The organism is Pseudomonas sp. R1-15 (genome assembly GCF_051132085.1).
Classification (GTDB): Bacteria; Pseudomonadota; Gammaproteobacteria; order Pseudomonadales; family Pseudomonadaceae; genus Aquipseudomonas.
The window spans coordinates 3866061-3889729 of the sequence record NZ_CP071660.1 but is presented as its reverse complement, the minus strand read 5'-3'; the positions used below and the strand labels follow the sequence as shown (position 1 = coordinate 3889729).

The following is a 23669-nucleotide window of genomic DNA, read 5'->3' as shown; positions in this document are numbered from 1 at the left end:
GCTTTGCCCTCTTCAGGAATTCGCTTGCCTATCCCCATCAACGATCCGCTCCATGCGCCCGGCGGCACCCTCAAGCGCCTGCCATTGCTCAAGGCTGCGGTGGCGTTTATTGCGGCGGTTTGCCTGTGCCTCTGCGGTTTGCTCTATCTGCAACTGGAGCAATCTCGTCGTCACGACCTGGAGTCGGCGCGGATTGCTTCGGCCAACCTTACCCGTGCCATGGCCCAGCAGGCCCAGGATACTTTCCTGCAGGCCGATCTCGTGCTCGGCAGCCTGGCAGACGGGATCCAGATCGATGGCTACGGCCCGGCCGTGCGTGCGCGCCTGCAGCAGACATTCGCCCGGCGCGTGCAATCTCTGGAACAACTGCATGGCCTGTTTCTGTTCGACAAGAGCGGCCAGTGGATCATCACCTCGTTTGAAAAGCTGCACCGGGGATCCGGTATCGCGGATCGCGAGTATTTCCAGTTTCACCAGGAGAATGCCTCGCTCGTCGCCCATATCGGCCCGGCGATCCGCAGCCGGCAGAACGGCGAATGGATCATCCCCGTTTCCCGTCGGCTGAATGACCGCAAAGGCAATTTCCAGGGCGTGCTGATGGCCGGGATCAAGATGTCGTATTTCGACCAGTTCCTGAAGAGTTTTAATCTCGATGACCAAGGCGAGATGGCCCTGGCGTTGTCCGATGGGACTTTGCTGGCGCGCCGGCCCTTCGACGAGGCGCTGATTGGTGCGTCCATGGCGCGGCATCATATTTTCCAGCACGATCCTGTGGTGGGGGCTTCCGGCGATGAGATGATCCGCTCCGACACCGATAATATCGTCAGGCTCTATGGCCATCGGCATCTGCAAGCCTACCCACTGGTGGTCGTTGCCGCGATGTCCGAGTCAGCGATCCTGGCGGGCTGGTATGACCGGGCGGTGCAATCGAGCCTGATCGTGGCCTTGGTGGTGCTGGGTATCTGTCTGTTTGGCTGGGTTTTCGTGCATCAGGTGCGTAACAGCGAGCGGATAGAAGCGGACCTGCGCAAGGCCCAGCAAGCGCTGGAACTGATCGCCACTCATGACAGCCTGACCGGGCTGGCGAACCGCCGGCTGTTCGAGCGGGCCCTGGGCATCGAGTTCGGCCGAGGCGCCCGCCAGCGCAGCCCCCTGAGCCTGATCATGCTCGACATCGATTTTTTCAAGCGCTACAACGATACCTACGGGCATGTCGCGGGTGATCATTGCCTGGCGGAGGTCGCGAAGGTGCTCAAGGACTGCTGTCACCGCAAGGCCGACCTGGCGGTGCGTTATGGCGGCGAAGAGTTTGCTGTCCTGCTGCCCGATACCAACCTGCACGGCGCCATGGCATTGGCCGAACAGATCCGCCGCCGCGTCATCGACAAGCAGATTACCCATTCGGCTGCCCCCTCCGGCTACCTGACGGTGAGCCTGGGTTGCCATGCCTTCGTGCCCAGCAGCCTGGACAATACGGAAGTCTTCATCCAGCGAGCCGATGCGGCGCTGTATCAGGCCAAACACAGCGGTCGCAACTGTGTCGCGGCGTTGTCCAGGGAAGACTCGTTCGATGCGCTGGAGCGTTCCGATCGCTGAGATTCGTCGGAATCATCGGCGGCGGATCGAGGTCCATTGTTCAACCCACAGGCGGCGCGTAGCCCTTTTCGTCAAACTCTGTAGGCTCGCCAACTGACGTGGCAGCGGCTGCTAAGGTTAAGAAAACCCAAGGGTCAAACGCAGTTCATGCAGTGAAGTTTGCACGGCGAAGCCAACGCCGAAGGACAGGAGCAGGTCAATGGACACCTCTGCCGATATCCCCCCTGACGTCACGCGTCATACGCCGATTACCCGTCGCCTGGTGGTGGCGGTCGGCGTGCTGTTCGTAATGGGTGTCCTGATGGCTGTCGCCGCGCTGTTCAACATTGCGCAAAAGCTGGACGCGGACGATGTGGGCAAGACCCACTTCTACATCGAGCGCGCGCTCGAGAATCGCATCACCGCGTCGAAAAACTACATGGCCAGTTACGCCTACTGGACCACCGGCTATGAGCGTCTTAACGGCGAGGTCGATGTGCAATGGGCCTATGCCGAGCAGAACATCGGCAAGACCCTGTTCACCAACGATGAATACGAAGGGGTGTTCGTCATCGACCGTGAACGCACCAAATATGCGGTGGTGCGGGGACAAAATGTCCAGGCAGAGGCGACGGCCTATATCGATACACCGCTGAGGGACCTTGTCGATCAGCTCCAGGCGCAACCGGACCTGACCCGGCCCATGATCCGCTCCACCTTGTTCGAAGGCTGGCCGGCCATCGTCACGGCTTCGGTGATCCTGCCCAACGACGAACGTCCTCAGGTCGAGGCCAAGGGGACGTCGGTGCTGCTTTTTGTCGACCAGCTAACGCCGGTCAAGCTTCGCAAGGTAGGCAAGAGCTACGGCCTGAACGAGTTGAACCTGGTGAAAGATACGGCGCTGGCGACCGGTCAGCCAGCCGTACCGCTGGATAGCACCGGTTACAGCCTGGTATCCCGGCTGGAGCGGCCAGGCCACCAATTGTTGTGGTCTCTGGTTCCGCCATTGGGCGGGGCGTTGCTGATCCTGGCGTTGCTCACCGCTTATTTTTTCCGCTATGCCATGCGCACCGCTCGACAGGTGGACGCCAGCTACGACAGCCTGGAAACCTCAAAGCAGGCGCTCCAGGCGAGCGAAGAGCGCTTCCGTGCCGTGGCGGAGGCGGCGTCGGACTGGATATGGGAAATCGACAGCCAGCGGCGCATCACCTATCTGTCGGGGCGTTTCAACACCGTTACCGGTTTTTCCGATCAGCAATGGCTGGGACAGGACATCGAACAGTTGCTGTATTGCGACACCACGCCGATTGCCTTGTGGCTGGGCAAACTGGTCGAAGAACAGAATGCCAGCAACCTGCGGTGTTCCTACCGCGACCATTCCGGACAGTTGCGATTTTGTCGGGTATCGGCGCGGCCGATCTACGACAAGGCCGTGGTAACGGGCTATCGCGGTACCGCCAGCGACATCACCGATGAAGTGGCCGCCCACGCCCAGGTCCAGCATCTGTCGATGCACGATGCGCTGACCGGCCTGCCGAATCGAAACAAGTTGGCCCGGCACCTGGACGATGCATTGCTTGCCAAGGAGCATTCCGTACCGCTGGCCTTGCTGATGGTGGATCTGGATAACTTCAAGCCGATCAACGATTCACTGGGCCACCCGGCCGGCGATGCGGTGCTGCTGGAAGTGGCACAGCGCCTGCGCGACTGCACCCGAGAGCACGATCTGGTGGCGCGCCTGGGTGGGGATGAGTTCGTGGTGGTACTCAGCGCAGTGGAGCACTCCACCGAAATCGACCGGTTTTGCGCACGGCTGATCGACAGCCTGCAGCAACCGATCCATTACGAGACCCATTCATTGCACATAGGCGCCAGCATCGGCATTGCCGTAAGCCGGCGCCAAGGTTATGTGCCGGGCGAGTTGATCCGTTGCGCCGACATCGCCCTGTACCAGGCCAAATCCGAGGGCAAGAAGACCTGGTGCTACTTCGCCTCGCACATGAACGACCAGATCCAGCATCGTCGCCAGCTGGAAAGCGACCTTCGCCAGGCATTGAAGAAAAATGAGTTTGTCCTGCATTTTCAGCCTCGCTATACCGTGGATGGCAAGACCATCGTCGCTGTCGAGGCGCTGGTCCGTTGGCAACATCCGACCCAAGGCTTGCTGGGCCCCGACGCGTTTATCCCGCTTGCCGAGCAAACCGACCTGATTGTCCCGCTTGGGCGTTGGGTGTTACGCGAGGCCTGCGAAACCGCGTTGACCTGGCCGGGCGAGCTGATGGTCTCGGTCAACCTCTCGCCTGCGCAATTCGAACGCAGCGATGTGGTCGAGGACGTGCGCCAGGTATTGATCGAAACCCACTTCCCGGCGAGTCGCCTGGAGCTGGAAATCACCGAGAACGTCATGCTGAACGATGTGGACGGTGCGCTCCAGGTCATGAATGCGCTCAAGGAACTGGGGGTGCGCCTGAACATGGACGATTTTGGTACCGGCTATTCGTCGCTCGGTTATTTGCGCACCTATCCGTTTGATGGCATCAAGATCGACAAGCGCTTCATCGCCTCCATGAGCAACAGCAGCAACGACCGCGCCGTGGTCCAGGCGATCATCAACCTGGGCAAGGCCATGGGCCTGACGGTCACCGCCGAAGGTGTCGAAACCCTGGCCCAACTGGGCACGCTGGGCTCGGATGAATGCCACGAAGTGCAAGGGTATTTTCTCAGCCGCCCCATCGACAAGCAGGCGTTCGCGCATCTGCTGGAAAGCGCTCCGCCCCTGTCGAAAACCGGCTCCTGAGCGGTTGTTGCAACCTCCGCGGCTTGTCATCGGTCACAGCTAGTACTTTGGTTTTTCGAGTTGCCTGCCCATGAAAAAGCTGCGAATCGCTACCTTCAATATCAACGGTATCCGGGCTCGGCTGCCCAACCTGCTGGAGTGGCTGGAGCGGGAGAAACCCGACATCGCCTGCTTGCAGGAGTTGAAGGCGGCGGACAAGGATTTTCCGGCGGCGGAGCTTGAGTCGGCCGGGTACGGGGCGATCTGGCACGGCCAGGCTTCCTGGAATGGCGTCGCGATCCTGGCCCGCGATGCGCAACCGCTGGAGAGTCGGCGCGGCCTGCCGGGCGGAGAGGAAGACAGCCACAGTCGGTATATCGAGGCGGCCGTGCATGGCGTCCTGGTAGGTTGCCTTTATCTGCCCAACGGCAATCCGCAGCCTGGTCCGAAGTTCGACTACAAGCTGGCCTGGTTCGAGCGGCTGATCGATTATGCCCAGGGGCTACAAGCCAGCGATCACCCGGTCGTGCTGGCGGGCGACTACAACGTCGTGCCCACTGACTTCGACATCTACAACCCACGCTCCTGGCTCAAGGATGCCCTGTTGCAGCCGGAAAGCCGCGAGCGGTACCAGCGCCTGCTGGATCAGGGCTGGACGGATGCGCTGCGACATCTCTACCCGCAAGAACGGATCTATACGTTCTGGGACTATTTCCGCCAGCACTGGCAAAAAAACTCCGGGCTACGTATCGACCACCTGTTGCTCAACCCTGCCGCCAGTGCCTACCTGAGCGAGGCGGGGGTGGATGCCTGGGTCAGAAACCAGCCACACCCCAGCGACCATGCCCCGACGTGGATTCGTCTGTCTTCGCGCAAGCGCCGTTGAAATCGCCAAATCATTGTCCACCCAGGGGAAATGCCTTATACCTGTGCCAACGGCGGGGTGCCTGCACAAGCCCTGCACCTGAACAGGAAAGGACACCCCATGAACCAACCTCGACTGAGTGATTGCGCTCGTTATCTGCGGCGCCTGGATTTCGACACGGCGCCACCCCCGACGCTCGATTCGTTGCGCCAGTTGCAGTGGCGTCATACGGCCGAGTTCCCCTTCGAAACCCTCGCGACGCTGCTGGGGCAGCCGGTGCCGATCGACCTTGAGTCGGTGGAACGAAAAATCTTCGAGCAAGGGCGCGGCGGTTATTGCTACGAGCTCAATCAGTTATTCCTGGCCCTTTTGCAGGACCTGGGCTTCGAGGCCCGCGGCATTACCGGGCGAGTAGTGATGAACGCACCTGAAGGCGCCTGGACCGCACGCACCCATCGCTTGAGCCTGGTGACGCTTGACGGCGTGCGCTATGTAACCGACGTCGGCTTCGGTGGCATGGTGCCGACCGCGCCACTGTTGCTGGACAGTCGCGAGGTCCAGGCGACTCCTCACGAGCCATACCGCATCGAGACCACTGAAGACGGCTACATGCTGAGCGCCAACGTAGGGGGCGAATGGCGGCCGATGTACCTGTTCGACCTGCAGCGCCAGGAAGAGATCGATTACATCGTCGGCAACTGGTACGTCTGCAGCCATCCGGATTCCCAGTTCAAGGACCGGTTGATGGTCGCCCGCACGGGTGACGGGTTGCGCAAGACCCTCAACGGCAACAGCTATGCCGTGCACCGGATCGGGCAGGAAAGTGAGCGACGCACAATCATGGACGCCGACGAGTTGATTGAGCTGCTGGAGACGGAGTTCGGGCTGCGGGTGCCGCCACGGGAACTGCTGCGGCCGGCGCTGGAAGGACTGATAACGCGAAGTTGAATGCAATCTGGTTCGGGATTTGCAACCTTGTCCGTGATCAATGCGCAACAAGTTGTATACAACTCTATAGACATTTGTCCTAAGTTTTGAATACAGTGTGCGCATAACAAAAAACAGGGAACCCCCGAACCATGAAAACGCCCCATGTTTCACTCCCACGGCCCGAGGACGAAAACCTTGGCGTCGGCGCGAATATGGCTTACGGCCTGCAACATGTGTTGACCATGTACGGCGGCATCGTCGCGGTGCCCTTGATCATCGGCCAGGCGGCCGGCTTGTCGCCGGCGGACATCGGTCTGCTGATCGCGGCGTCATTGTTCGCGGGAGGGCTGGCGACATTGCTGCAAACGCTTGGCCTGCCGTTCTTTGGCTGCCAGTTGCCGCTGGTGCAGGGCGTTTCGTTCTCCGGCGTCGCGACCATGGTGGCGATCGTTGGAACCGGCGGGGAAGGGGGCTTCCAGGCCATCCTTGGTGCGGTAATCGCGGCGTCCCTGATCGGCTTGTTGATCACTCCAGTATTCTCGCGCATCACCCGGTTCTTCCCGCCGCTGGTCACCGGCATCGTCATCACCACCATAGGCCTGACGCTGATGCCGGTGGCGGCGCGCTGGGCCATGGGCGGCAACAGCCACGCCGCGGATTTCGGCAGCATGGCGAACATCGGCCTGGCTGCGCTGACCCTGGTACTGGTGTTGGTACTGAGCAAAATGGGCAGTGCGACGATTTCCCGCCTGTCGATCCTGCTGGCGATGGTCATCGGCACCGTCATCGCGGTATTCCTCGGTATGGCGGACTTTTCGTCCGTCAGCGAAGGCCCGATGTTCGGGTTTCCGACGCCGTTCCACTTCGGCATGCCGACTTTCCACATCGCGGCGATCCTGTCGATGTGTATCGTGATCATGGTGACGCTGGTGGAGACCTCCGCTGACATCCTGGCGGTGGGGGAAATCATCGACACCAAGGTCGATTCCCGCCGTCTGGGCAATGGTCTGCGAGCCGATATGCTGTCGAGCATGATCGCCCCGATCTTCGGCTCCTTCACCCAGAGTGCCTTTGCCCAGAACGTCGGGCTGGTGGCGGTGACCGGCATCAAGAGCCGTTTTGTCGTGGCGACTGGCGGGATATTTCTGGTGGTGCTCGGACTGCTGCCATTCATGGGGCGGGTGATCGCCGCCGTGCCGACCTCGGTGCTCGGTGGTGCTGGTATCGTGCTGTTCGGTACGGTTGCCGCCAGTGGTATCCGAACCCTGTCGAAGGTCGACTATCGCAACAACGTCAACCTGATCATCGTCGCCACTTCCATTGGCTTCGGCATGATCCCGATCGCCGCACCGAACTTCTACGACCATTTTCCCAGCTGGTTCGCGACGATCTTCCATTCGGGGATCAGTTCTTCGGCAATCATGGCGATTATCCTGAACCTGGCGTTCAACCATTTCACTGCCGGCAACTCCGACCAGCAGTCAGTTTTTGCCGCCGGTACCGAGCGGGTGCTGCGCTACCAGGACCTGGCTGCACTGCGTGAAGGCGACTATTTCAGCGACGGAAAATTGCATGACTGCGACGGCAACGAGATTCCAGTAGTGGCGGAACTTGCCCACTCGCCGGAAGAGCACGGCCCGGTGCGGCTGAAGAGCAGCGAGCACGTCTGATCTGGCGATCGAAAGAGTAAAAAAAGCAGCCGGTGATCATCGATCACCGGCTGCTTTTTTATGACCCCTGAACGGACTACCAGCGACCGTAATGGCCGCGCGGCGGGCCATAGTAATAGCCCCGTGGTGGCCCGTAATACACCGGCGCCGGGCGATAGTAGACCGGGCGCTCGATGTATACCGGTTGCGGCGCGTAATAGACCGGTGGCGGTTGTTGCACATAGACAGGTTGTTGCACGTAGACCGGTTGTGGCTGGACATACACCGGTTGCTGGACATAAACCGGTCGGTCGCGGCTGATGAGTGCAGAGCCGACAATGGCCGAGCCGACGATCGCACCAAACACCGCGGGACCCTCCCAACCACCGCGACCATGGGCGGATGCCTGGCCGGTGACCGTGAGTGCCCCCACGAGCAGGGCGATAATGGGAAGTTTGCGTTTCATGGCGTTTCCTCGTTCCGGCCCCGGCGCCTGTGGCCTGCGACAGACCCGATAAGGGGCGCGGGGATACTTGCTCTGACAGCGATTTTCCCAGGATTTGCACCGCCGTTGGGTAAATATTGTGTAAGGTCTGTGGCTGATTTTTTTGCAGCGGATGGCGAGTCGCTGCGCTGCGCCCGAGGTCTGAGCATCGAACAGGACCGGTCGGTACGGCGATCGCGTTTTTCCGAAAGTGTTTCAAGGAGACGAGCATGCAGATGAACCCCAACAAAGACACCCAGCTGTGCATGTCACTATCGGGGCGCCCGGGCAATTTCGGCCTGCGCTTTCATAATCACCTCTACGAACAACTGGGCCTGAACTTCTACTACAAGGCGTTCAGCAGTCGCGACCTGCCGGGTGCGGTGCGTGGCATTCGCGCCCTGGGCATCCGCGGATGCGGCGTGTCGATGCCGTTCAAGGAGGCCTGCATCGCCTTGGTCGATGAGTTGGATCCTTCCGCGGCCGCGATCCAGTCGATCAATACCATCCTCAACACTGACGGCCATTTGAAGGCCTACAACACCGACTACATTGCCATCGCCCAGTTGCTGCAGACCCATGCGGTACCCAAGGATTCGACTTTCGCCCTGCGCGGCAGCGGCGGCATGGCCAAGGCGGTCGCCAGTGCCTTGCGCGATGGCGGCTATAAAAATGGCCTGATCGTCGCCCGCAACGAAACCACCGGCCGAGCCCTGGCCGACTCGCTGGGATACGAATGGCAAGCCGAGCTGGGCGATCGCCGGCCACAAATGCTGATCAACGTGACGCCGATCGGCATGGCCGGCGGTCCTGAAGCGGACCACCTGGCGTTCGAGCCCGATGCCCTCGAGGCAGCCGAGACGGTATTCGATGTGGTGGCGATTCCGTCGGAAACGCCCTTGATCGTCCGGGCCCGGGCAGAAGGCAAGCGAGTCATCACCGGGCTGGAGGTGATCGCGATCCAGGCCTTGGAGCAGTTTGTGCTGTACACGGGCGTGCGGCCCAACCTGGAGCAATTCGACAAGGCCGTGGCTTTCGCCCGGTCCTGATTACTCCAGGCGCGCCAGACGCTCCTCCAGCGCGGCGATCCGCGCTTCGAGCTCTTCAAGGCGTTCCAGTGACACGCCGCTGCCGGCGCCACCGCGTTCTACCGGGTGCTGGCGGGCGGCGAGGATGGCCTCGATGTCCGCGGGGTCGCCCATGGCGTGCACGTAGCGGTCTTCACGCTGGCCGGCCTGGCGTGGCACCAGCAGCGCCAGGCCTCGGGCGATCAGGCGCTCAAGCTGATGCACGACCTGCTCGGTGTCTTCGAAATCATGCATGCGGCCGCTGCGGGTCAGCAGTTCATTGACGGTCTGTGGGCCGCGCAGGAACAGCAATCCCATCAGGATCACCTGGGCCGGCACCAGCTCCAGCGCCTTGTCGACCCGATGCTCCCAGCGGTCGGCGCGGCTGCCCATGACCAGCCGGGTAAAACCGCGGCCTTCCAGGGCCCGCAAGCTCTGGCCGACCTGGCCCGGACTGAGATTCGTCACCGGTTCGCGACTGGTCTTCTGGTTGCAGGCCAGCACTAGCGCGTTGAGGGTGAGAGGGTAGGTCTCGGGGTTGGTGGCCTGTTTTTCGATCAGGGCGCCAAGGATGCGGATTTCCGTGCTGTTGAGCCGTGGTTCTTCGGCCTGGCTTTGTTCTTCGATGCTCATTGCGCGTTCCCTATGCGGTGGAAGCCGCCTAGCCTAATCCTTGCGTAATAAAAGACAAGGAGCGCAACAAGGCGTGGCTATAATCGTCCACGTTTGATTCGTTTCCTTCTATCACCCGCATGAGATCGCCATGACCATTTCCTTGTACGCCGCCTCCGTCCCGGTTTTCAAACAGATGCTCAACGCCCTGAGCGATGTGCTGAACAAGGCCGAAGCCCACGCCACCGCAAAAAACATCGATCCGAACGCTTTCCTGCAAGCACGCCTGTTCCCGGACATGTTCCCGCTGGTGCGTCAGGTGCAGATCGCCGTCGACTTCGCCAAGGGCGTGTCCGCGCGCCTGGCCGAGATCGAAGTGCCGAAATACGACGACAGCGAGACCACCTTCGCCGAGCTGCAAGCGCTGATCGCCAAGGTGCTGGCCTTCATCGACGGCATCAGCCCCGAGCAGATCGATGGCAAGGAAGGCATTGAAATTGTCACCCGTCCGGGCACCCCGAAGGAAAAACGCTTCAGCGGTCAAACCTACCTGCTGACCTACGGCCTGCCGCAGTTCTTCTTCCATGTCACCACCACTTATGCACTGCTGCGTCACAACGGCGTAGAAGTAGGCAAGCGCGATTACATGGGCGCGTTCTAAACCCGCGAGCATAAAAAAGCCCGGGACGGTGTGAGCCGTTCCGGGCTTTTTTGTGGCTGCCTGTCAGGTCATCAGCGCTTGTTGCGCCGCTTCGCGAGCAGGCTCGCTCCCACAGGAATCAATGATTGCGCAGGGACCTTGTGGGAGCGAGCCTGCTCGCGATGAAGACGCACGGTTTATGCAGTACGCCGCGCCCGCTCTTCTTCACCCAGGCAAGCCGCCGCCGTGAACAGCACATCCGTGGACGAATTCAGCGCGGTTTCAGCTGAATCCTGCAGCACGCCGATGATGAACCCGACCGCGACCACTTGCATGGCGATTTCGCTGGGGATGCCAAACAGGCTGCACGCCAGAGGAATCAACAATAGCGAACCGCCGGCGACCCCGGACGCGCCGCAGGCGCAGATGGCGGCGACGACACTGAGCAGCACGGCCGTGGGCACATCCACCACGATGCCCAGGGTATGTACGGCCGCCAGCGTCAACACGGTGATCGTAATGGCGGCCCCGGCCATGTTGATGGTGGCGCCCAGCGGGATCGAGACCGAGTAGGTGTCTTCGTGCAGGCCGAGGCGCTTGCTCAGCTCCAGGTTCACGGGAATGTTGGCCGCCGAGCTGCGCGTGAAGAACGCGGTGATGCCGCTTTCACGCAGGCAGGTGAACACCAGCGGGAAGGGGTTGCGACGCAGTTTCCAGAGCACGATGAGCGGGTTGACCACCAGTGCCACGAACAGCATGCAGCCGATCAGCACGGTCAACAGGTGCAGGTAACCGAGCAGCGCACCAAAGCCGGAGGTGGCCAGGGTCGAGGCTACCAGGCCGAAAATACCCAGCGGGGCGAAGCGGATGACCAGCCGAACAATCACGGTCACGCCATTGGACAAGTCTTCGAGTACGGTGCGCGTGGTTTCGCCGGCATGGCGAATGGCAATACCCATGCCGATGGCCCAGGCCAGGATGCCGATGAAATTACCGTCCATCAGCGCTCGAACGGGGTTGTCCACCACGCTGAGCAACAGGCTCTGCAGCACTTCACTGATCCCGCCGGGCGCGGTAACGGCAACGTCCTGGGCGCTCAACACCAGGCTCGAGGGAAAGAGGGTGCTGGCAATGACCGCGACCACGGCCGCAGCGAAAGTGCCCAGCAGATAAAGGAAGAGGATCGGGCGGATATGGGTTTCCTGGCCGTGCTTATGGTTGGCGATCGACGCCATGACCAGCACGAACACCAGGATCGGCGCCACGGCCTTGAGCGCCGACACAAAGACCTTGCCGATGAACGCCGTGGATTTCGCCACGTCAGGGGCGAGCCAAGCCAGGACAATGCCGGCGATCAGGCCGATGACAATTTGCGTCACCAGGCTGGTGCGTTTGAAGCGGTGCAGAAGGGAAGAGGACACAGCAGTCATGACGGTATCTCTGATTTTTTATGTGCAACGGTCCGTCAATCAGGGCAACAAGCGGGCAGGCCACATGATCGGGACCGAAAAGAGTGTGGAGCATTTGCAGGCCGCGGACTTTATCACAGCCCGGCGAAAAATCTGACGGACCTGTGACGATCCGTCACCTGGCTGTTTATCTGCGTTTTTCTGACGGCCCCAATCTGTTAGGCTTTGCAGCTCTCACCTCATTTGTTTTCCAGCGGGCCCTTGGGCTAACGCTGGTGTCGTCGTTTTGTTGGAGTTCTGCATGCTGTTGCCCATCTTCCTGTTGTCCGCCGCCGGCTTCACGGTGCTGACCACGGAATTCATCATTGTCGGCCTGTTGCCAGCCATCGCCCGGGACTTGCATGTCACCATCCCTCAGGCTGGACTGCTGGTGACTTTGTTCGCGTTTACTGTCGCGGCGTTCGGGCCGTTCCTGACCGCGTGGTTTGCCCGTGTCGAACGGCGTCGGCTGTTCATCAGCGTGCTGGTGATGTTCGGCCTGGCCAACACTTTGGCGGCGCTGGCGCCGAACATCTGGGTCATGGCCATTGCCCGGTTGGTCCCGGCTTTGGGTCTGCCGGTATTCTGGGCGTTGGCCAGTGAAACCGCAGTGGACATCGTCGGGCCGCAGTTTGCCGGGCGAGCCATCGCGCGGATCGGCTTCGGTATCGTCTGCGCCACGGTATTCGGCATTCCGGTCGGCACCCTGATCTCCGATGCATTCGGCTGGCGCAGCGCTTTTGCAATCCTGGCGGGCATCGCGTTCGCCAAGGCGCTGCTGCTGTTTATCTACCTGCCGAAAACCAATCTGCACCAGCATCAAGTGAGCTTTCGCTCGCAATTCAAGATCCTGCGCAGCCCCCTGATGCAGGGGCATGTGCTGCTGTCGATCCTGGTATTCAGCGGCATGTTTACCGCCTATACCTATCTGGCGGATATCCTCGAACGCCTGGCCGGGTTCGACGGTACGCTCGTGGGTTGGTGCCTGATGGGCTTCGGGGCCGTGGGCCTGCTCGGCAACTCCCTGGGTGGTCGCGCGGTAGACCGGCATCCGCTGATCGCCTCAATGGTGTTCTGCCTGTTCATGATCGGCGGCATGGTGGCGCTGGTGCCGAGCATTCATTCGACGCTGGGGTTGGCCGCCGCGATGGGTATCTGGGGCGTGACCCAGGCGGCGCTGTTCCTGGTTAGCCATGTGCGGCTGATGAAAGCGGCCCCTGAAGCGCCGGCGTTTGCTGCTTCGCTGAACATCGCCGGGGCCAACCTGGGCATTGGCCTGGGGGCGTTGGTGGGCGGTCGGGTCATCGATACCCTGGGCCTGGGCAGCGTCGGTTTTGCGGCGGCCGGATTCATCCTGGTATCGATCCTGCTGGCGCTGTTGCTGATGACGTTCAAGCCCCGCAATGCCTGCGCTGATTGCTAGGCGCTGAACAGCTCGCGGCGTGCCCCTTCGGCAATCGCGACGATGCCAGGGTGGCTGACCTTGCGTTCCACGGAAATGGCGTAGAACGACTCGCTCACTGCCTCGGTCTGGCCGATGACCTGCACCCCATATTGCCGCTTGACCTCTTCGGCAATCACGCTGGGACCGATAAAAATCCCGCTGCCTGACTGGCCGAATGCCTGCATCAACGCGCTGTCGTCGAACTCGCCGACAATCCGCGGCTGGATCTGCTGTTCGGCGAACCAGCGTTGCAGGCGGCTGCGTACGACGGTTTCCGGTCCCGGGATCAGCAGCGGGGCGTCATGCAGGCCATGGGGAAAATTCTGCCCATGACGATCGGCCAGCGCGGCGGTGGCAAAAAAGCTGATCCCGCATTCTCCAAGCTTCTGGCTGTAGCCCTTGATATCCAGGTGAGTCGGCATCGGGCTGTCGGAAATCACCAGGTCCAGGCGTTGGATTGCCAGGTCCGCCAGCAGCCGTTCGAGCTTGTCCTCGCGACAGGTGATACGCAGTGGCTCGCTCAGTTCCATGGTCGGGGCCAGCAGCCGATAGACGATGGACTTGGGCACGACATCCGCCACCCCGACCCGAAAAAGTGTCTGCTGCTCGTTGGGCTGGGCGCGCAGTATCAATTCCAATTCACCGCCGAGTTGGAACATGTGTTCGGCGTAAGGCAACGTCTGGCGACCGGCTTCTGTCAGCTCCAACTGGCGCCCGACGCGCTGGAACAGTTTGATGTTGTAGGTCTGTTCGAACAGGGAGATCTGCCCGCTGATGGTTTGCGGGGTCAGGTTCAATTGCTCACAGGCGCGCACGATGCTGCCGGTTTTTGCCACCACCCAGAAATAATGCAGCTGTCGATAATTGAGCATGGTTTTCGCCGATTCGTAAAAACCGAAGTATAGCCGCTGAAAATACGAATTTTCCTGAAGTATCAGCCTCTCTAGAATGCCGGGCCATCGGTGAGCCATCTTTGTGCTCCATCCATTTTTTGAAGAGGCACTGTCCATGACGTATAAATCCTTGGGTCTTGCAGCCTTCCTGTCGCTGTCATCGATAGCGCTCGTGGGTTGTGAACAAGCGGAAAAAAGCGCCCAGCAGTTGGCCCAGCAACTTAAGGAACAAGCAGTCGAAACGGCCAAGCAGGCAATCGACGATACTCACAAGGCTGCCGAACAGGCCATCAGCGAGGCTACCGGTGGGCTGATAAGCCCCAAAAAAGAGCCGGAGAAAGACGCTGAAGAATCCGAATCCTCCACCAAGACCATCTAACCCCGTCATATCGAGTCAGGACTGACCCATGGATTATCTGTTACAGCTTGCCGCCAGCCCCACCGCCTGGATTGCCTTGGCCACCCTGGTCGTCATGGAAATCGTGCTTGGCATCGACAACCTGATCTTCATTTCGATCTTGACCAACAAGCTGCCCGAACAGCATCGCGCCAAGGCGCGGCGGATCGGTATCGGCATGGCGCTGATCCTGCGCCTGGGCCTGCTGAGCACCATCGCGTTCATTGTGCAGTTGACGGAACCGGTGATCGAAATCCTTGGCCAGGCCTTTTCCTGGAAGGACATGATCCTCATCGCCGGTGGCCTGTTCCTGTTGTGGAAGGCGACCACCGAGATCCATCACAGCATGGACCCGGCGCCGAACGATCCCAAGTCGGCCACTTCTGGCGTGACCCTCGGGTTTGCTGCTGCGATCGGTCAGATCCTGATGCTCGACCTGGTGTTTTCCATCGACAGCATCATTACCGCGGTGGGTATGACCGAACACTTGCCGATCATGATCATCGCCGTGGTGGTTTCGGTGCTGGTGATGCTGCTGGCCGCCGAGCCGTTGGCGAAGTTCATCAATGACAACCCCACCGTGGTCATGTTGGCCCTGGGCTTCCTGATCATGATTGGCATGACCCTGATCGCCGAAGGTTTCGGTGCTCATGTGCCCAAGGGCTACATCTACGCGGCCATGGCCTTCTCGGCGGCGATCGAGGTGTTGAACATGCTGTCCCGACGCGCCAGGGAGAAAGCACTCGTCGACAAAGCCTGATACCAGGCAGACAAAAGCCGCCCGGGTCCAAGGCCCGGGCGGCTTTTTCATGCGCGGCGATAATCTCAGTGTGCGGTGGCGTGGCGCCTGGCGGGTTTGGAGGGCCGTTTCGCTTGAGGGGGAGGTACGTGATGATGGCGCCGGGCGATCCGCATTACGCCCCACAACATGGCCGTCGCTACGCTCAGCCAGCCAAATATCAGCATCAGAATAGTCGTCGTCAGGCTCATCTGTGCCTCCTTCAGCCCGGACTCGGGCAATGCACTCATTACAATGGACAGTCTAGCCGCTCGAGTGTTACGAGCAGTCGATCGCCGGCATTGGCGACGGATCGGTTCGTTCTATCGCGGTTGTGAAACTCTTGCTTGTGGCTATACCCAGGCGGGCGCGCACTTTATGATCGTCGGCCCAAGCCCGGCCCGGATGCCGGGTCTGCCTGAACAAGAGAGTCATTAATGGTGCCGGTAATTTCATCTTTTCGATCACTGGTAGTGGCGCTGACCTGTGCCGCTGTCCTGGTTGGGTGCGCGGGGGGCGTATCGCCGCAGATAAAGCGTCTGCCCGAGCGGGTCGAACTCAACAGCGTGCCGTTCTTTCGCGGCGAGATGTATCAGGGCGCGCCGCAATCATTGGCCGCCCTGTTGACCTTGCAAGGAACGGTCATCACGCCCGGGTTGCTGGAGAAACCGTTACACCTGCCCGGTGGCGAGGCGCGTTTGCAGCAGAGTCTGCAAACCCTGGCACGTGAATACGGACTGGTCGTCTATCCCCTCGACCAGGAGCTCGCGGCGTTGCTCGAACAGGTGGCGGCGGGTTATCCCGTGCTGTTGCGCTACACCGAGGGTTCGGCGTTCTGGTCCGGGCCACGCTACGCGATTCTGGCTGGTTACAACCGACAAAAACGTACCGTGCTGCTGCGGTCGGGGATGAACCGGCGGTCGTTGATGAGTTTCGATGCATTCGAATCGGCGTTCAAAGGCGCGGGCGGTTGGGCGGTGTTGATACAGCAACCCACGCAACTTCCGGCCAACGTTGACTCCCAGCGCTGGTTGAAGGCCGCTGACGAGTTGGCCGGGGCAGGGCAGGAGCAGGCCGCCGCGCGGGCCACCAAGGCGTTGGGCTCCGTACGCTGAGTCGCGTCCCCGTTCGTCAGCTTTCGGGCACGACCTCGCATGCCTCGGGTTCTTATCGTCAAGGCCTGGAATCTCCGGGCCATGATTCAAGGAGGCAACCATGGCACAGTCGAAAACACCTTCAGGGCCGCATTCTTCCGAGCATTCATCCGGTGATGATGACTTGGGGTTCGATCCGGACTCGCCGGATCTCGACGATCCGCAAGTGGACCCGGTAGGGCCGGCCAAGGCGCCCCGGGACGAGGAGGATGAGGAGCCACCTTCTTCGAGAGCCTATGACCCACTGGGTAACCTCAAGCCCTGACAAAAATAGCCCCGACGAGTCGGGGCTATCTGTTTGCGCCTGGCCGAATTATTTTGACGCTTCTACCACGCCACTCTGGCGGCTCTTGAGGTTCTTAGCGGCCTTGTATTGCAAGGCCACGGCCGGGACACTGGCGCTTTTGCCTGTCTCGACCCAGCTGCGAATACGGCTGGCATCGGCAAAATGAGTGTATTTGCCGAACGCGTCGAGAATCACCAGCGCCATCGGACGATTACCCATTTTTGTCACCAGCACCAGGCAATGACCGGCCTGGTTGGTGAAGCCGGTCTTGGTCAACTGAATGTCCCAGTTGGCCTTGTGGACCAGATGATCGGTGTTGCGAAAGCCCAGGCTGTAGGCCGGCTTGCGGAACGTCACGGTCTTTTCCTTGGTGGTACTCAATTCGCTCAGCAATGGATACTTGCGAGCGGCGATCAACAGCTTGGTCAGGTCCCTGGCGGTCGAGACGTTGTGAATGGACAGGCCGGTGGGCTCGACATAGTGGGTGCTGGACATGCCCAGCGCCTTGGCCTTGGCGTTCATCGCCGCAATGAACGCCGCGTAGCCGCCCGGATAATGATGGGCGAGGCTGGCGGCGGCGCGGTTCTCCGACGACATCAGGGCGATCAGCAGCGTGTCCCGGCGTGACAGTTCGCTGTTGAGCTTGACCCGGGAAAACACACCTTTCATTTCCGGCGTGTTGGCGATGGTCATGGAAATGTATTCGTCCAGGTTCTGCCTGGCGTCCAGGACGATCAGGCCGGTCATCAACTTGGTCACCGATGCGATCGGCACCACGACGTCCGGATTGCTCGAATAGACCACCTTGTCCGTCTGCAGGTCCAGCAGGATTGCACTGCCGGAGGCGACCTGCAGTTTTGAAGTGTCTCGTGGCGGGGCAATGGTTTCCTGCGCGCTGATGTTCTGCGTGATAAAGGTGCCCGTGAAAAGGAAAAACAGGCTGAGGATCGAAAGACGGATTTTCACGCGAGTAGACTCGATGGAGTTGAAGGTGCTGTCGAGCAGCGGCTTGTTAAAAAGCGCCGCATTTTAGGAGTATGGGCGACGTCAGCGCTATATGCCTGTGCCGTCGGGGCGCATCAATAAATAAAGTTTAATGAAGGCGATTCTGGCGAATCGAATCTGAAAAATTTGTAAATCGTCAGTCCGCCGAAGTGATCGATGCCAGGCGACCCAGTCCGGTCGCCAGAAAAACCTGTGGGAGCGAGCTTGCTCGCGATGGCGGTGTGTCAGTCAACTCGGATGTTGACCGGTCCACCGCTATCGCGAGCAGGCTCGCTCCCACAGGGTTTGTGGCTGAGTTGAAACGGCTAATCAGCTATGCAGCGTCTCGGCCGCATAAAGGGTGTTCTCCAGCAGGCAGGCCCGGGTCATCGGTCCTACGCCGCCGGGTACCGGCGTGATCCAGCCGGCGCGGGGCAGGGCGGTTTCATAGACCACATCGCCCACCAGCTTGCCGTCGTCCTGGCGGTTGATGCCGACGTCGATGACGATGGCGCCTTCCTTGATCCATTCGCCTTTGACCAGGCCCGGCTTGCCGGCGGCCACCACCACCAGGTCAGCCCGACCGACGTGGCCCGCCAGGTCCTTGGTGAAGCGATGGGTCACGGTGACGGTACAGCCAGCGAGCAGCAATTCCATGGCCATCGGCCGGCCAACGATGTTGGAGGCGCCCACGACCACGGCATCGAGCCCGTAAAGATCCACGCCAGTGCTTTCCAGCAAGGTCATGATGCCCTTGGGCGTGCAAGGGCGCAGCAATGGGATGCGTTGGGCGAGCCGACCGACGTTATAAGGATGGAAACCGTCGACGTCCTTGTCCGGGCGGATACGCTCCAGCAGTTTAGAGGCGTCAAGGTGTTCGGGCAGCGGTAGCTGGAGCAGCACGCCATCGATGTTCGGATCGTCATTGAGGCGGTCGATCAGATCGGCCAGCGCTTGCTGAGTGGTTTCGGAAGGCAGGTCGTAGGCCTGGGAAAGGAAGCCGACCTCTTCACAGTCTTTACGCTTGTGCGAGACATAAACCTGAGAGGCAGGATCGCTGCCGACCAGGATCACCGCAAGGCCGGGCGTGCGCAGGCCTTGCTGGCGGCGCTCGGTGACTCGTTGGGCGATCTGCTGGCGCAGGCTGGCGGCGATCGATTTGCCGTCGATAAGTTGTGCAGTCATTGCGCGTGGTTAACCATCGAGAGGGGAAAAAAAGAGAACGCATTCTCGCATGCCGAGGCGTGAGGGCAAAGGCGCTTGGTCTGCAAATTCCCCTAAGCCCTTTAATTAAATGAATTTTTTTTAAAAAAGAGTTGACGACCTATCGGGCCGTCTATAACATTCGTCGCACTTGTCGGGCACAGCCTAGCACTGGTTAAGAAGGTTGAGCGGAGTTGGTAGTTTAAACTCGGCAAAACTGAAAGCACTTAGTTTGTAATCGTCCAAGAATACAGATTAAAAAGGCGCCCGTAGCTCAGCTGGATAGAGCATCCGCCTTCTAAGCGGATGGTCGCAGGTTCGAGTCCTGCCGGGTGCGCCAATTAGGCAGCTTTGGCACAAGTAACGCTACAAGGCAATATGGTGGGCGTAGCTCAGTTGGTAGAGCACGGGATTGTGACTCCCGTTGTCGTGGGTTCGATCCCCATCGTCCACCCCATATTCTAGAAAGGCGCCAGATCTAACAATCTGGCGCCTTTGCTTTAAAAGCTTGATACGCGGATGTGGTGGAATTGGTAGACACACTGGATTTAGGTTCCAGCGCCGCAAGGTGTGAGAGTTCGAGTCTCTCCGTCCGCACCATACAAGTCGCTATTTAATTAGCAGAGAACGGCGCAGAACCTGAGAAGGGGCTGCGCCGTTTTTGTTTTCACCGGTTACGTGTCGGCGTCGGTCCTTGGGGCGGGCGCGCGGCGGGAGTGTTCGCGATTGTGTTTCGCGATGATACTCGGCATGCCCGTCGGTCTTTTTATAAAAGGCTGCATGCCAAGCGCGCGGTTGCGGTGCTTCTATATAGGAAGGTGCTGCGCAGAGCCTTGGCGGTGATCAACTGTATTAGCAAACCGGGCGGGGCATGAACCATGGCCCTGCTTATAAATTCGGCGTCTGTTTCCTGCGTGTTTTCAGTAGGGTGACTTCTTGAGTTTGACCTACTAGAATGCATGCCCTTGATTCTGGGGTCGGAAACGCCCGGCCAACGTCTGTGCAACGAGGAATATCCATGCAAGTTTCTGTTGAAAATACTTCTGCTCTTGAGCGCCGCATGAGCATCACCGTGCCAGCTGAGCGTATCGAGACTCAGGTCAACAAGCGTCTGCAGCAGACTGCCCAAAAGGCCAAAATCCCAGGTTTCCGCCCAGGCAAAGTGCCAATGAGCGTGATCCGTCAGCGTTACGAAGCTGATGCGCGCCAGGAAGCCGTGGGCGACGTGATCCAGTCTTCGTTCTACGAAGCGGTGGTCGAGCAGAAGCTGAACCCGGCTGGCGCTCCCTCCGTCGAGCCTAAAGTGCTGGAAAAAGGCAAGGACCTCGAGTTCGTTGCCACGTTCGAAGTGTTCCCCGAGTTCACCGTTGCCGGTTTCGAGTCCATTGCCGTCGAGCGCCTGAGCGCTGACGTTTCGGATGCCGACCTGGACAAGATGCTCGACATCCTGCGCAAGCAGAACACCCGTTTCGAAGCCACTGATCGTGCCGCCCAGAACGAAGACCAGCTGAACATCGATTTCGTCGGCAAGGTCGACGGTGAAGTGTTTGCTGGCGGTTCCGCCAAGGCTACCCAGCTGGTGCTGGGCTCCGGTCGCATGATCCCGGGCTTCGAAGACGGCCTGGTTGGCGCCAAGGCTGGCGAAGAGCGCGTTCTGAACGTGACCTTCCCAGAGGATTATCAGAACCTGGACCTGGCCGGCAAAGCCGCCGAGTTCACCGTGACCGTCAACAGCGTTTCCGAGCCTAAGCTGCCTGAGCTGAACGAAGAGTTCTTCGCCCAGTTCGGTATCAAGGAAACCGGTCTGGAAGGTTTCCGCGCCGAAGTTCGCAAGAACATGGAGCGCGAGCTGCGTCAGGCCATCAAGTCCAAGGTCAAGAACCAGGTCATGGACGGTCTGCTGGCCTCCAACCCGATCGAAGTGCCGAAGGCTCTGCTGGACAACGAAGTAAACCGTCTGCGCGTGCAGGCCGTTCAGCAGTTTGGTGGCAACATCAAGCCGGACCAACTGCCGGCCGAACTCTTCGAAGAGCAAGCCAAGCGCCGCGTCGTACTGGGCCTGATCGTCGCTGAAGTCGTCAAGCAGTTCGAACTCAAGCCTGACGAAGCCCGCGTTCGCGAGCTGATCCAGGAAATGGCCTCGGCTTACCAAGAGCCTGAGCAGGTAGTGTCCTGGTACTACAAGAACGAGCAGCAGCTGAACGAAGTCCGTTCGGTTGTGCTGGAAGAGCAAGTTGTGGATACTGTTCTGCAGAAAGCTAGCGTGACCGACAAAGCGGTCTCTTACGAAGAAGCGGTCAAGCCGGTGGAAGCTCCACAAGCCGATTGATGGTTCTGCGGTAAGAAATACACACCATAAGCCAGCCTTCGCGCTGGCTTATGCGTATTCAAGACATAACTATTTGGGAGTGACTGCGAGACATGTCCCGCAATTCTTTTTATCAGCAGAGCTCTGACATCCAGGCCGCAGGCGGCCTGGTCCCTATGGTTATCGAGCAGTCCGCCCGTGGCGAACGTGCCTATGACATCTATTCGCGTCTGCTCAAGGAGCGAGTGATCTTTTTGGTAGGTCCGGTAGAGGACTACATGGCCAACCTGATCTGTGCACAACTGCTGTTCCTTGAAGCCGAAAACCCGGACAAGGACATCCATCTCTATATCAACTCCCCGGGCGGTTCGGTGACGGCGGGAATGTCGATCTACGACACCATGCAGTTCATCAAGCCTAACGTTTCGACGACCTGCATCGGTCAGGCGTGCAGCATGGGTGCGTTTTTGCTGACCGCCGGTGCCCAAGGCAAGCGTTACTGCCTGCCGAATTCCCGCGTGATGATTCACCAGCCGCTGGGCGGTTTCCAAGGCCAGGCATCTGATATCGAAATCCATGCCAAGGAAATCCTCTTCATCCGCGAGCGCCTCAACACGTTGATGGCCAAGCACAGCGGGCGCACGCTTGAAGAAATCGAGCGCGATACCAATCGCGACAATTTCATGAGCGCTGAAGCCGCACGTGAATATGGTCTGATCGATGAAGTGATCAGCCAGCGCCCCGCTTAAAATAAGCAGCTCAAAATAAGGTTGATCGGCAGGTCCGATCATCTGCGGGCTTGAAAAAGCCCGCAATTGCCTTCATCTTGTGTTGCAAGCCTATCGGATTTGGATCGATCGAATGACTGACACCCGCAACGGCGAGGACAACGGCAAACTGCTCTATTGCTCCTTCTGTGGCAAAAGCCAGCATGAAGTACGCAAATTGATTGCCGGCCCCTCGGTCTTCATTTGCGACGAGTGCGTCGACCTGTGCAATGACATCATCCGCGAGGAGGTGCAGGAAGCCCAGGCCGAAAGCAGCGCGCATAAGTTGCCTTCGCCCAAAGAAATCAGCGGCATCCTTGACCAGTATGTAATCGGTCAGGAGCGCGCGAAAAAGGTACTGGCCGTAGCGGTGTACAACCACTACAAGCGTCTGAACCAGCGTGACAAGAAGAATGACGAAGTCGAACTCGGCAAGAGCAACATCCTGCTGATCGGCCCGACAGGCTCGGGTAAGACCCTGCTTGCCGAAACCCTGGCCCGTTTGCTGAACGTTCCGTTCACCATCGCCGACGCAACCACCCTCACCGAGGCGGGTTATGTGGGTGAGGACGTCGAGAACATCATTCAGAAACTGCTGCAGAAGTGCGACTACGACGTGGAAAAGGCCCAGATGGGCATTGTCTACATCGATGAAATCGACAAGATTTCCCGCAAGTCCGACAACCCGTCCATCACCCGGGATGTTTCCGGCGAGGGCGTGCAGCAGGCGTTGCTCAAGTTGATCGAAGGCACGGTCGCTTCCGTTCCGCCCCAAGGCGGTCGCAAGCACCCGCAGCAGGAATTCCTGCAGGTCGACACGCGTAACATCCTGTTCATCTGCGGTGGTGCGTTCTCCGGCCTGGAAAAGGTCATCCAGAACCGTTCCACCCGTGGCGGCATCGGCTTCAACGCCGAGGTTCGCAGCAAGGAAGAAGGCAAGAAGGTCGGTGAATCCCTGCGTGAAGTCGAGCCTGACGATCTGGTCAAGTTCGGCTTGATTCCGGAATTCGTCGGTCGTCTGCCGGTCCTGGCGACACTGGACGAGCTGGATGAAGCTGCGTTGATGCAGATTCTGACCGAGCCGAAAAACGCCCTGACCAAGCAATATGCCAAGCTGTTCGAAATGGAAGGCGTAGACCTCGAATTCCGTTCCGACGCGCTGAAATCCGTCGCCAAGCGTGCCCTGGAGCGTAAAACCGGTGCCCGTGGGTTGCGTTCGATTCTCGAAGGCGTATTGCTCGATACGATGTACGAAATCCCCTCGCAGTCCGAGGTGAGTAAAGTCGTCATCGACGAAAGCGTCATAGAAGGCAAGTCCAAGCCACTGTATATCTACGAAAACAGTGAGCCGGCTGCCAAGGCTGCGCCGGACGCATAAGTGTCCCGCTGTCGGAATAAAGGAGGGGCCT

At 59.7% G+C, this 23669-nt stretch carries 22 protein-coding genes and 3 tRNA genes; 19 read left to right on the top strand and 6 right to left on the bottom strand.

Features of this window, described 5'->3' with window-relative positions:
- Positions 1–24: 24 nt before the first annotated feature.
- The 5 genes from J3P97_RS17595 to J3P97_RS17575 all read left to right on the top strand — a co-directional run bounded on the left by J3P97_RS17595 (position 25) and on the right by J3P97_RS17575 (position 7816).
- Positions 25–1596, top strand: a complete 1572-nt coding sequence (locus J3P97_RS17595; RefSeq protein WP_434672397.1) for a diguanylate cyclase — start codon at positions 25–27, stop codon at positions 1594–1596.
- A gap of 199 nt (positions 1597–1795) precedes the next feature.
- Positions 1796–4372, top strand: a complete 2577-nt coding sequence (locus tag J3P97_RS17590) for a bifunctional diguanylate cyclase/phosphodiesterase (RefSeq protein WP_434672396.1) — start codon at positions 1796–1798, stop codon at positions 4370–4372.
- A 70-nt stretch (positions 4373–4442) separates the two neighbouring features.
- Positions 4443–5237: an exodeoxyribonuclease III gene (gene xth, locus J3P97_RS17585; protein WP_434601276.1), complete on the top strand. Its 795-nt coding sequence runs from the start codon at positions 4443–4445 to the stop codon at positions 5235–5237.
- A gap of 99 nt (positions 5238–5336) precedes the next feature.
- Positions 5337–6164, top strand: coding sequence for an arylamine N-acetyltransferase family protein (locus J3P97_RS17580; RefSeq protein WP_434672395.1), 828 nt, complete (start codon positions 5337–5339; stop codon positions 6162–6164).
- 131 nt (positions 6165–6295) lie between these two features.
- Positions 6296–7816: a nucleobase:cation symporter-2 family protein gene (locus J3P97_RS17575; RefSeq protein WP_434672394.1), complete on the top strand. Its 1521-nt coding sequence runs from the start codon at positions 6296–6298 to the stop codon at positions 7814–7816.
- A 76-nt stretch (positions 7817–7892) separates the two neighbouring features.
- Here the strand turns inward: J3P97_RS17575 and J3P97_RS17570 are convergent, their stop codons facing one another.
- Positions 7893–8261, bottom strand: a complete 369-nt coding sequence (locus tag J3P97_RS17570) for a hypothetical protein (protein ID WP_434601273.1) — start codon at positions 8259–8261, stop codon at positions 7893–7895.
- Between the two features lie 248 nt (positions 8262–8509).
- Between J3P97_RS17570 and J3P97_RS17565 the strand changes: the two genes are divergently transcribed.
- Complete coding sequence (locus tag J3P97_RS17565; protein ID WP_434672393.1) at positions 8510–9328, top strand: shikimate 5-dehydrogenase; 819 nt, start codon at positions 8510–8512, stop codon at positions 9326–9328.
- On the opposite strand, the gene J3P97_RS17560 is transcribed toward J3P97_RS17565, so the two are convergent.
- On the bottom strand, positions 9329–9979 hold the full coding sequence (locus J3P97_RS17560; RefSeq protein ID WP_434573171.1) for a YceH family protein: 651 nt from the start codon (positions 9977–9979) through the stop codon (positions 9329–9331). It abuts the gene before it with no gap.
- A 130-nt stretch (positions 9980–10109) separates the two neighbouring features.
- On the opposite strand from J3P97_RS17560, the gene J3P97_RS17555 reads away from it, so the two are divergent.
- A complete protein-coding gene (locus tag J3P97_RS17555) occupies positions 10110–10619 on the top strand; it encodes a DUF1993 domain-containing protein (protein WP_434573173.1) in 510 nt (169 codons plus the stop codon).
- Between the two features lie 176 nt (positions 10620–10795).
- On the opposite strand, the gene sstT is transcribed toward J3P97_RS17555, so the two are convergent.
- Positions 10796–12028, bottom strand: a complete 1233-nt coding sequence (sstT, locus tag J3P97_RS17550) for a serine/threonine transporter SstT (protein WP_434601272.1) — start codon at positions 12026–12028, stop codon at positions 10796–10798.
- Here sstT and J3P97_RS17545 point away from each other — a divergent pair.
- A complete protein-coding gene (locus tag J3P97_RS17545) occupies positions 12027–12164 on the top strand; it encodes a hypothetical protein (protein WP_434629941.1) in 138 nt (45 codons plus the stop codon). The genes sstT and J3P97_RS17545 overlap by 2 nt on opposite strands.
- A gap of 144 nt (positions 12165–12308) precedes the next feature.
- Entirely contained in the window at positions 12309–13469 is a 1161-nt protein-coding gene (locus J3P97_RS17540) for an MFS transporter (protein WP_434672392.1), read from the top strand.
- Here J3P97_RS17540 and nhaR read toward each other — a convergent pair.
- On the bottom strand, positions 13466–14362 hold the full coding sequence (gene nhaR, locus J3P97_RS17535) for a transcriptional activator NhaR (protein WP_434629942.1): 897 nt from the start codon (positions 14360–14362) through the stop codon (positions 13466–13468). The genes J3P97_RS17540 and nhaR overlap by 4 nt on opposite strands.
- 136 nt (positions 14363–14498) lie before the next feature.
- Here nhaR and J3P97_RS17530 point away from each other — a divergent pair, with 136 nt between their 5' ends.
- From J3P97_RS17530 to J3P97_RS17515, 4 genes are all read left to right on the top strand, one after another.
- Entirely contained in the window at positions 14499–14762 is a 264-nt protein-coding gene (locus J3P97_RS17530; protein WP_305500071.1) for a hypothetical protein, read from the top strand.
- A gap of 28 nt (positions 14763–14790) precedes the next feature.
- Complete coding sequence (locus J3P97_RS17525; protein ID WP_434573180.1) at positions 14791–15540, top strand: TerC family protein; 750 nt, start codon at positions 14791–14793, stop codon at positions 15538–15540.
- A gap of 455 nt (positions 15541–15995) precedes the next feature.
- Positions 15996–16673, top strand: coding sequence for a peptidase C39 family protein (locus J3P97_RS17520; RefSeq protein WP_434672391.1), 678 nt, complete (start codon positions 15996–15998; stop codon positions 16671–16673).
- A 100-nt stretch (positions 16674–16773) separates the two neighbouring features.
- Positions 16774–16977 carry a DUF6021 family protein gene (locus tag J3P97_RS17515; protein ID WP_305500075.1) on the top strand — a complete coding sequence of 68 codons (204 nt, stop codon included), beginning with the start codon at positions 16774–16776 and terminating at the stop codon, positions 16975–16977.
- 48 nt (positions 16978–17025) lie between these two features.
- Here the strand turns inward: J3P97_RS17515 and pbpG are convergent, their stop codons facing one another.
- Both pbpG and folD read right to left on the bottom strand, forming a co-directional pair.
- Positions 17026–17964, bottom strand: a complete 939-nt coding sequence (gene pbpG, locus J3P97_RS17510) for a D-alanyl-D-alanine endopeptidase (RefSeq protein ID WP_434573184.1) — start codon at positions 17962–17964, stop codon at positions 17026–17028.
- A 348-nt stretch (positions 17965–18312) separates the two neighbouring features.
- Entirely contained in the window at positions 18313–19167 is an 855-nt protein-coding gene (folD, locus tag J3P97_RS17505) for a bifunctional methylenetetrahydrofolate dehydrogenase/methenyltetrahydrofolate cyclohydrolase FolD (protein ID WP_039589132.1), read from the bottom strand.
- Between the two features lie 281 nt (positions 19168–19448).
- On the opposite strand from folD, the gene J3P97_RS17500 reads away from it, so the two are divergent.
- The 6 genes from J3P97_RS17500 to clpX all read left to right on the top strand — a co-directional run bounded on the left by J3P97_RS17500 (position 19449) and on the right by clpX (position 23638).
- Positions 19449–19525 (top strand) — tRNA-Arg (locus J3P97_RS17500).
- 41 nt (positions 19526–19566) lie between these two features.
- Positions 19567–19642 (top strand) — tRNA-His (locus J3P97_RS17495).
- Positions 19643–19700: 58 nt separating this feature from the next.
- A tRNA-Leu gene (locus tag J3P97_RS17490) sits at positions 19701–19785 on the top strand.
- Between the two features lie 418 nt (positions 19786–20203).
- Positions 20204–21514 (top strand): trigger factor, encoded by a 1311-nt coding sequence (gene tig, locus J3P97_RS17485; RefSeq protein ID WP_420764630.1) that lies wholly within the window; start codon positions 20204–20206, stop codon positions 21512–21514.
- A 92-nt stretch (positions 21515–21606) separates the two neighbouring features.
- Positions 21607–22242, top strand: coding sequence for an ATP-dependent Clp endopeptidase proteolytic subunit ClpP (gene clpP, locus J3P97_RS17480; RefSeq protein ID WP_030140021.1), 636 nt, complete (start codon positions 21607–21609; stop codon positions 22240–22242).
- 112 nt (positions 22243–22354) lie between these two features.
- Positions 22355–23638 (top strand): ATP-dependent Clp protease ATP-binding subunit ClpX, encoded by a 1284-nt coding sequence (gene clpX / locus J3P97_RS17475; RefSeq protein ID WP_024778305.1) that lies wholly within the window; start codon positions 22355–22357, stop codon positions 23636–23638.
- Positions 23639–23669 lie beyond the last annotated feature (31 nt).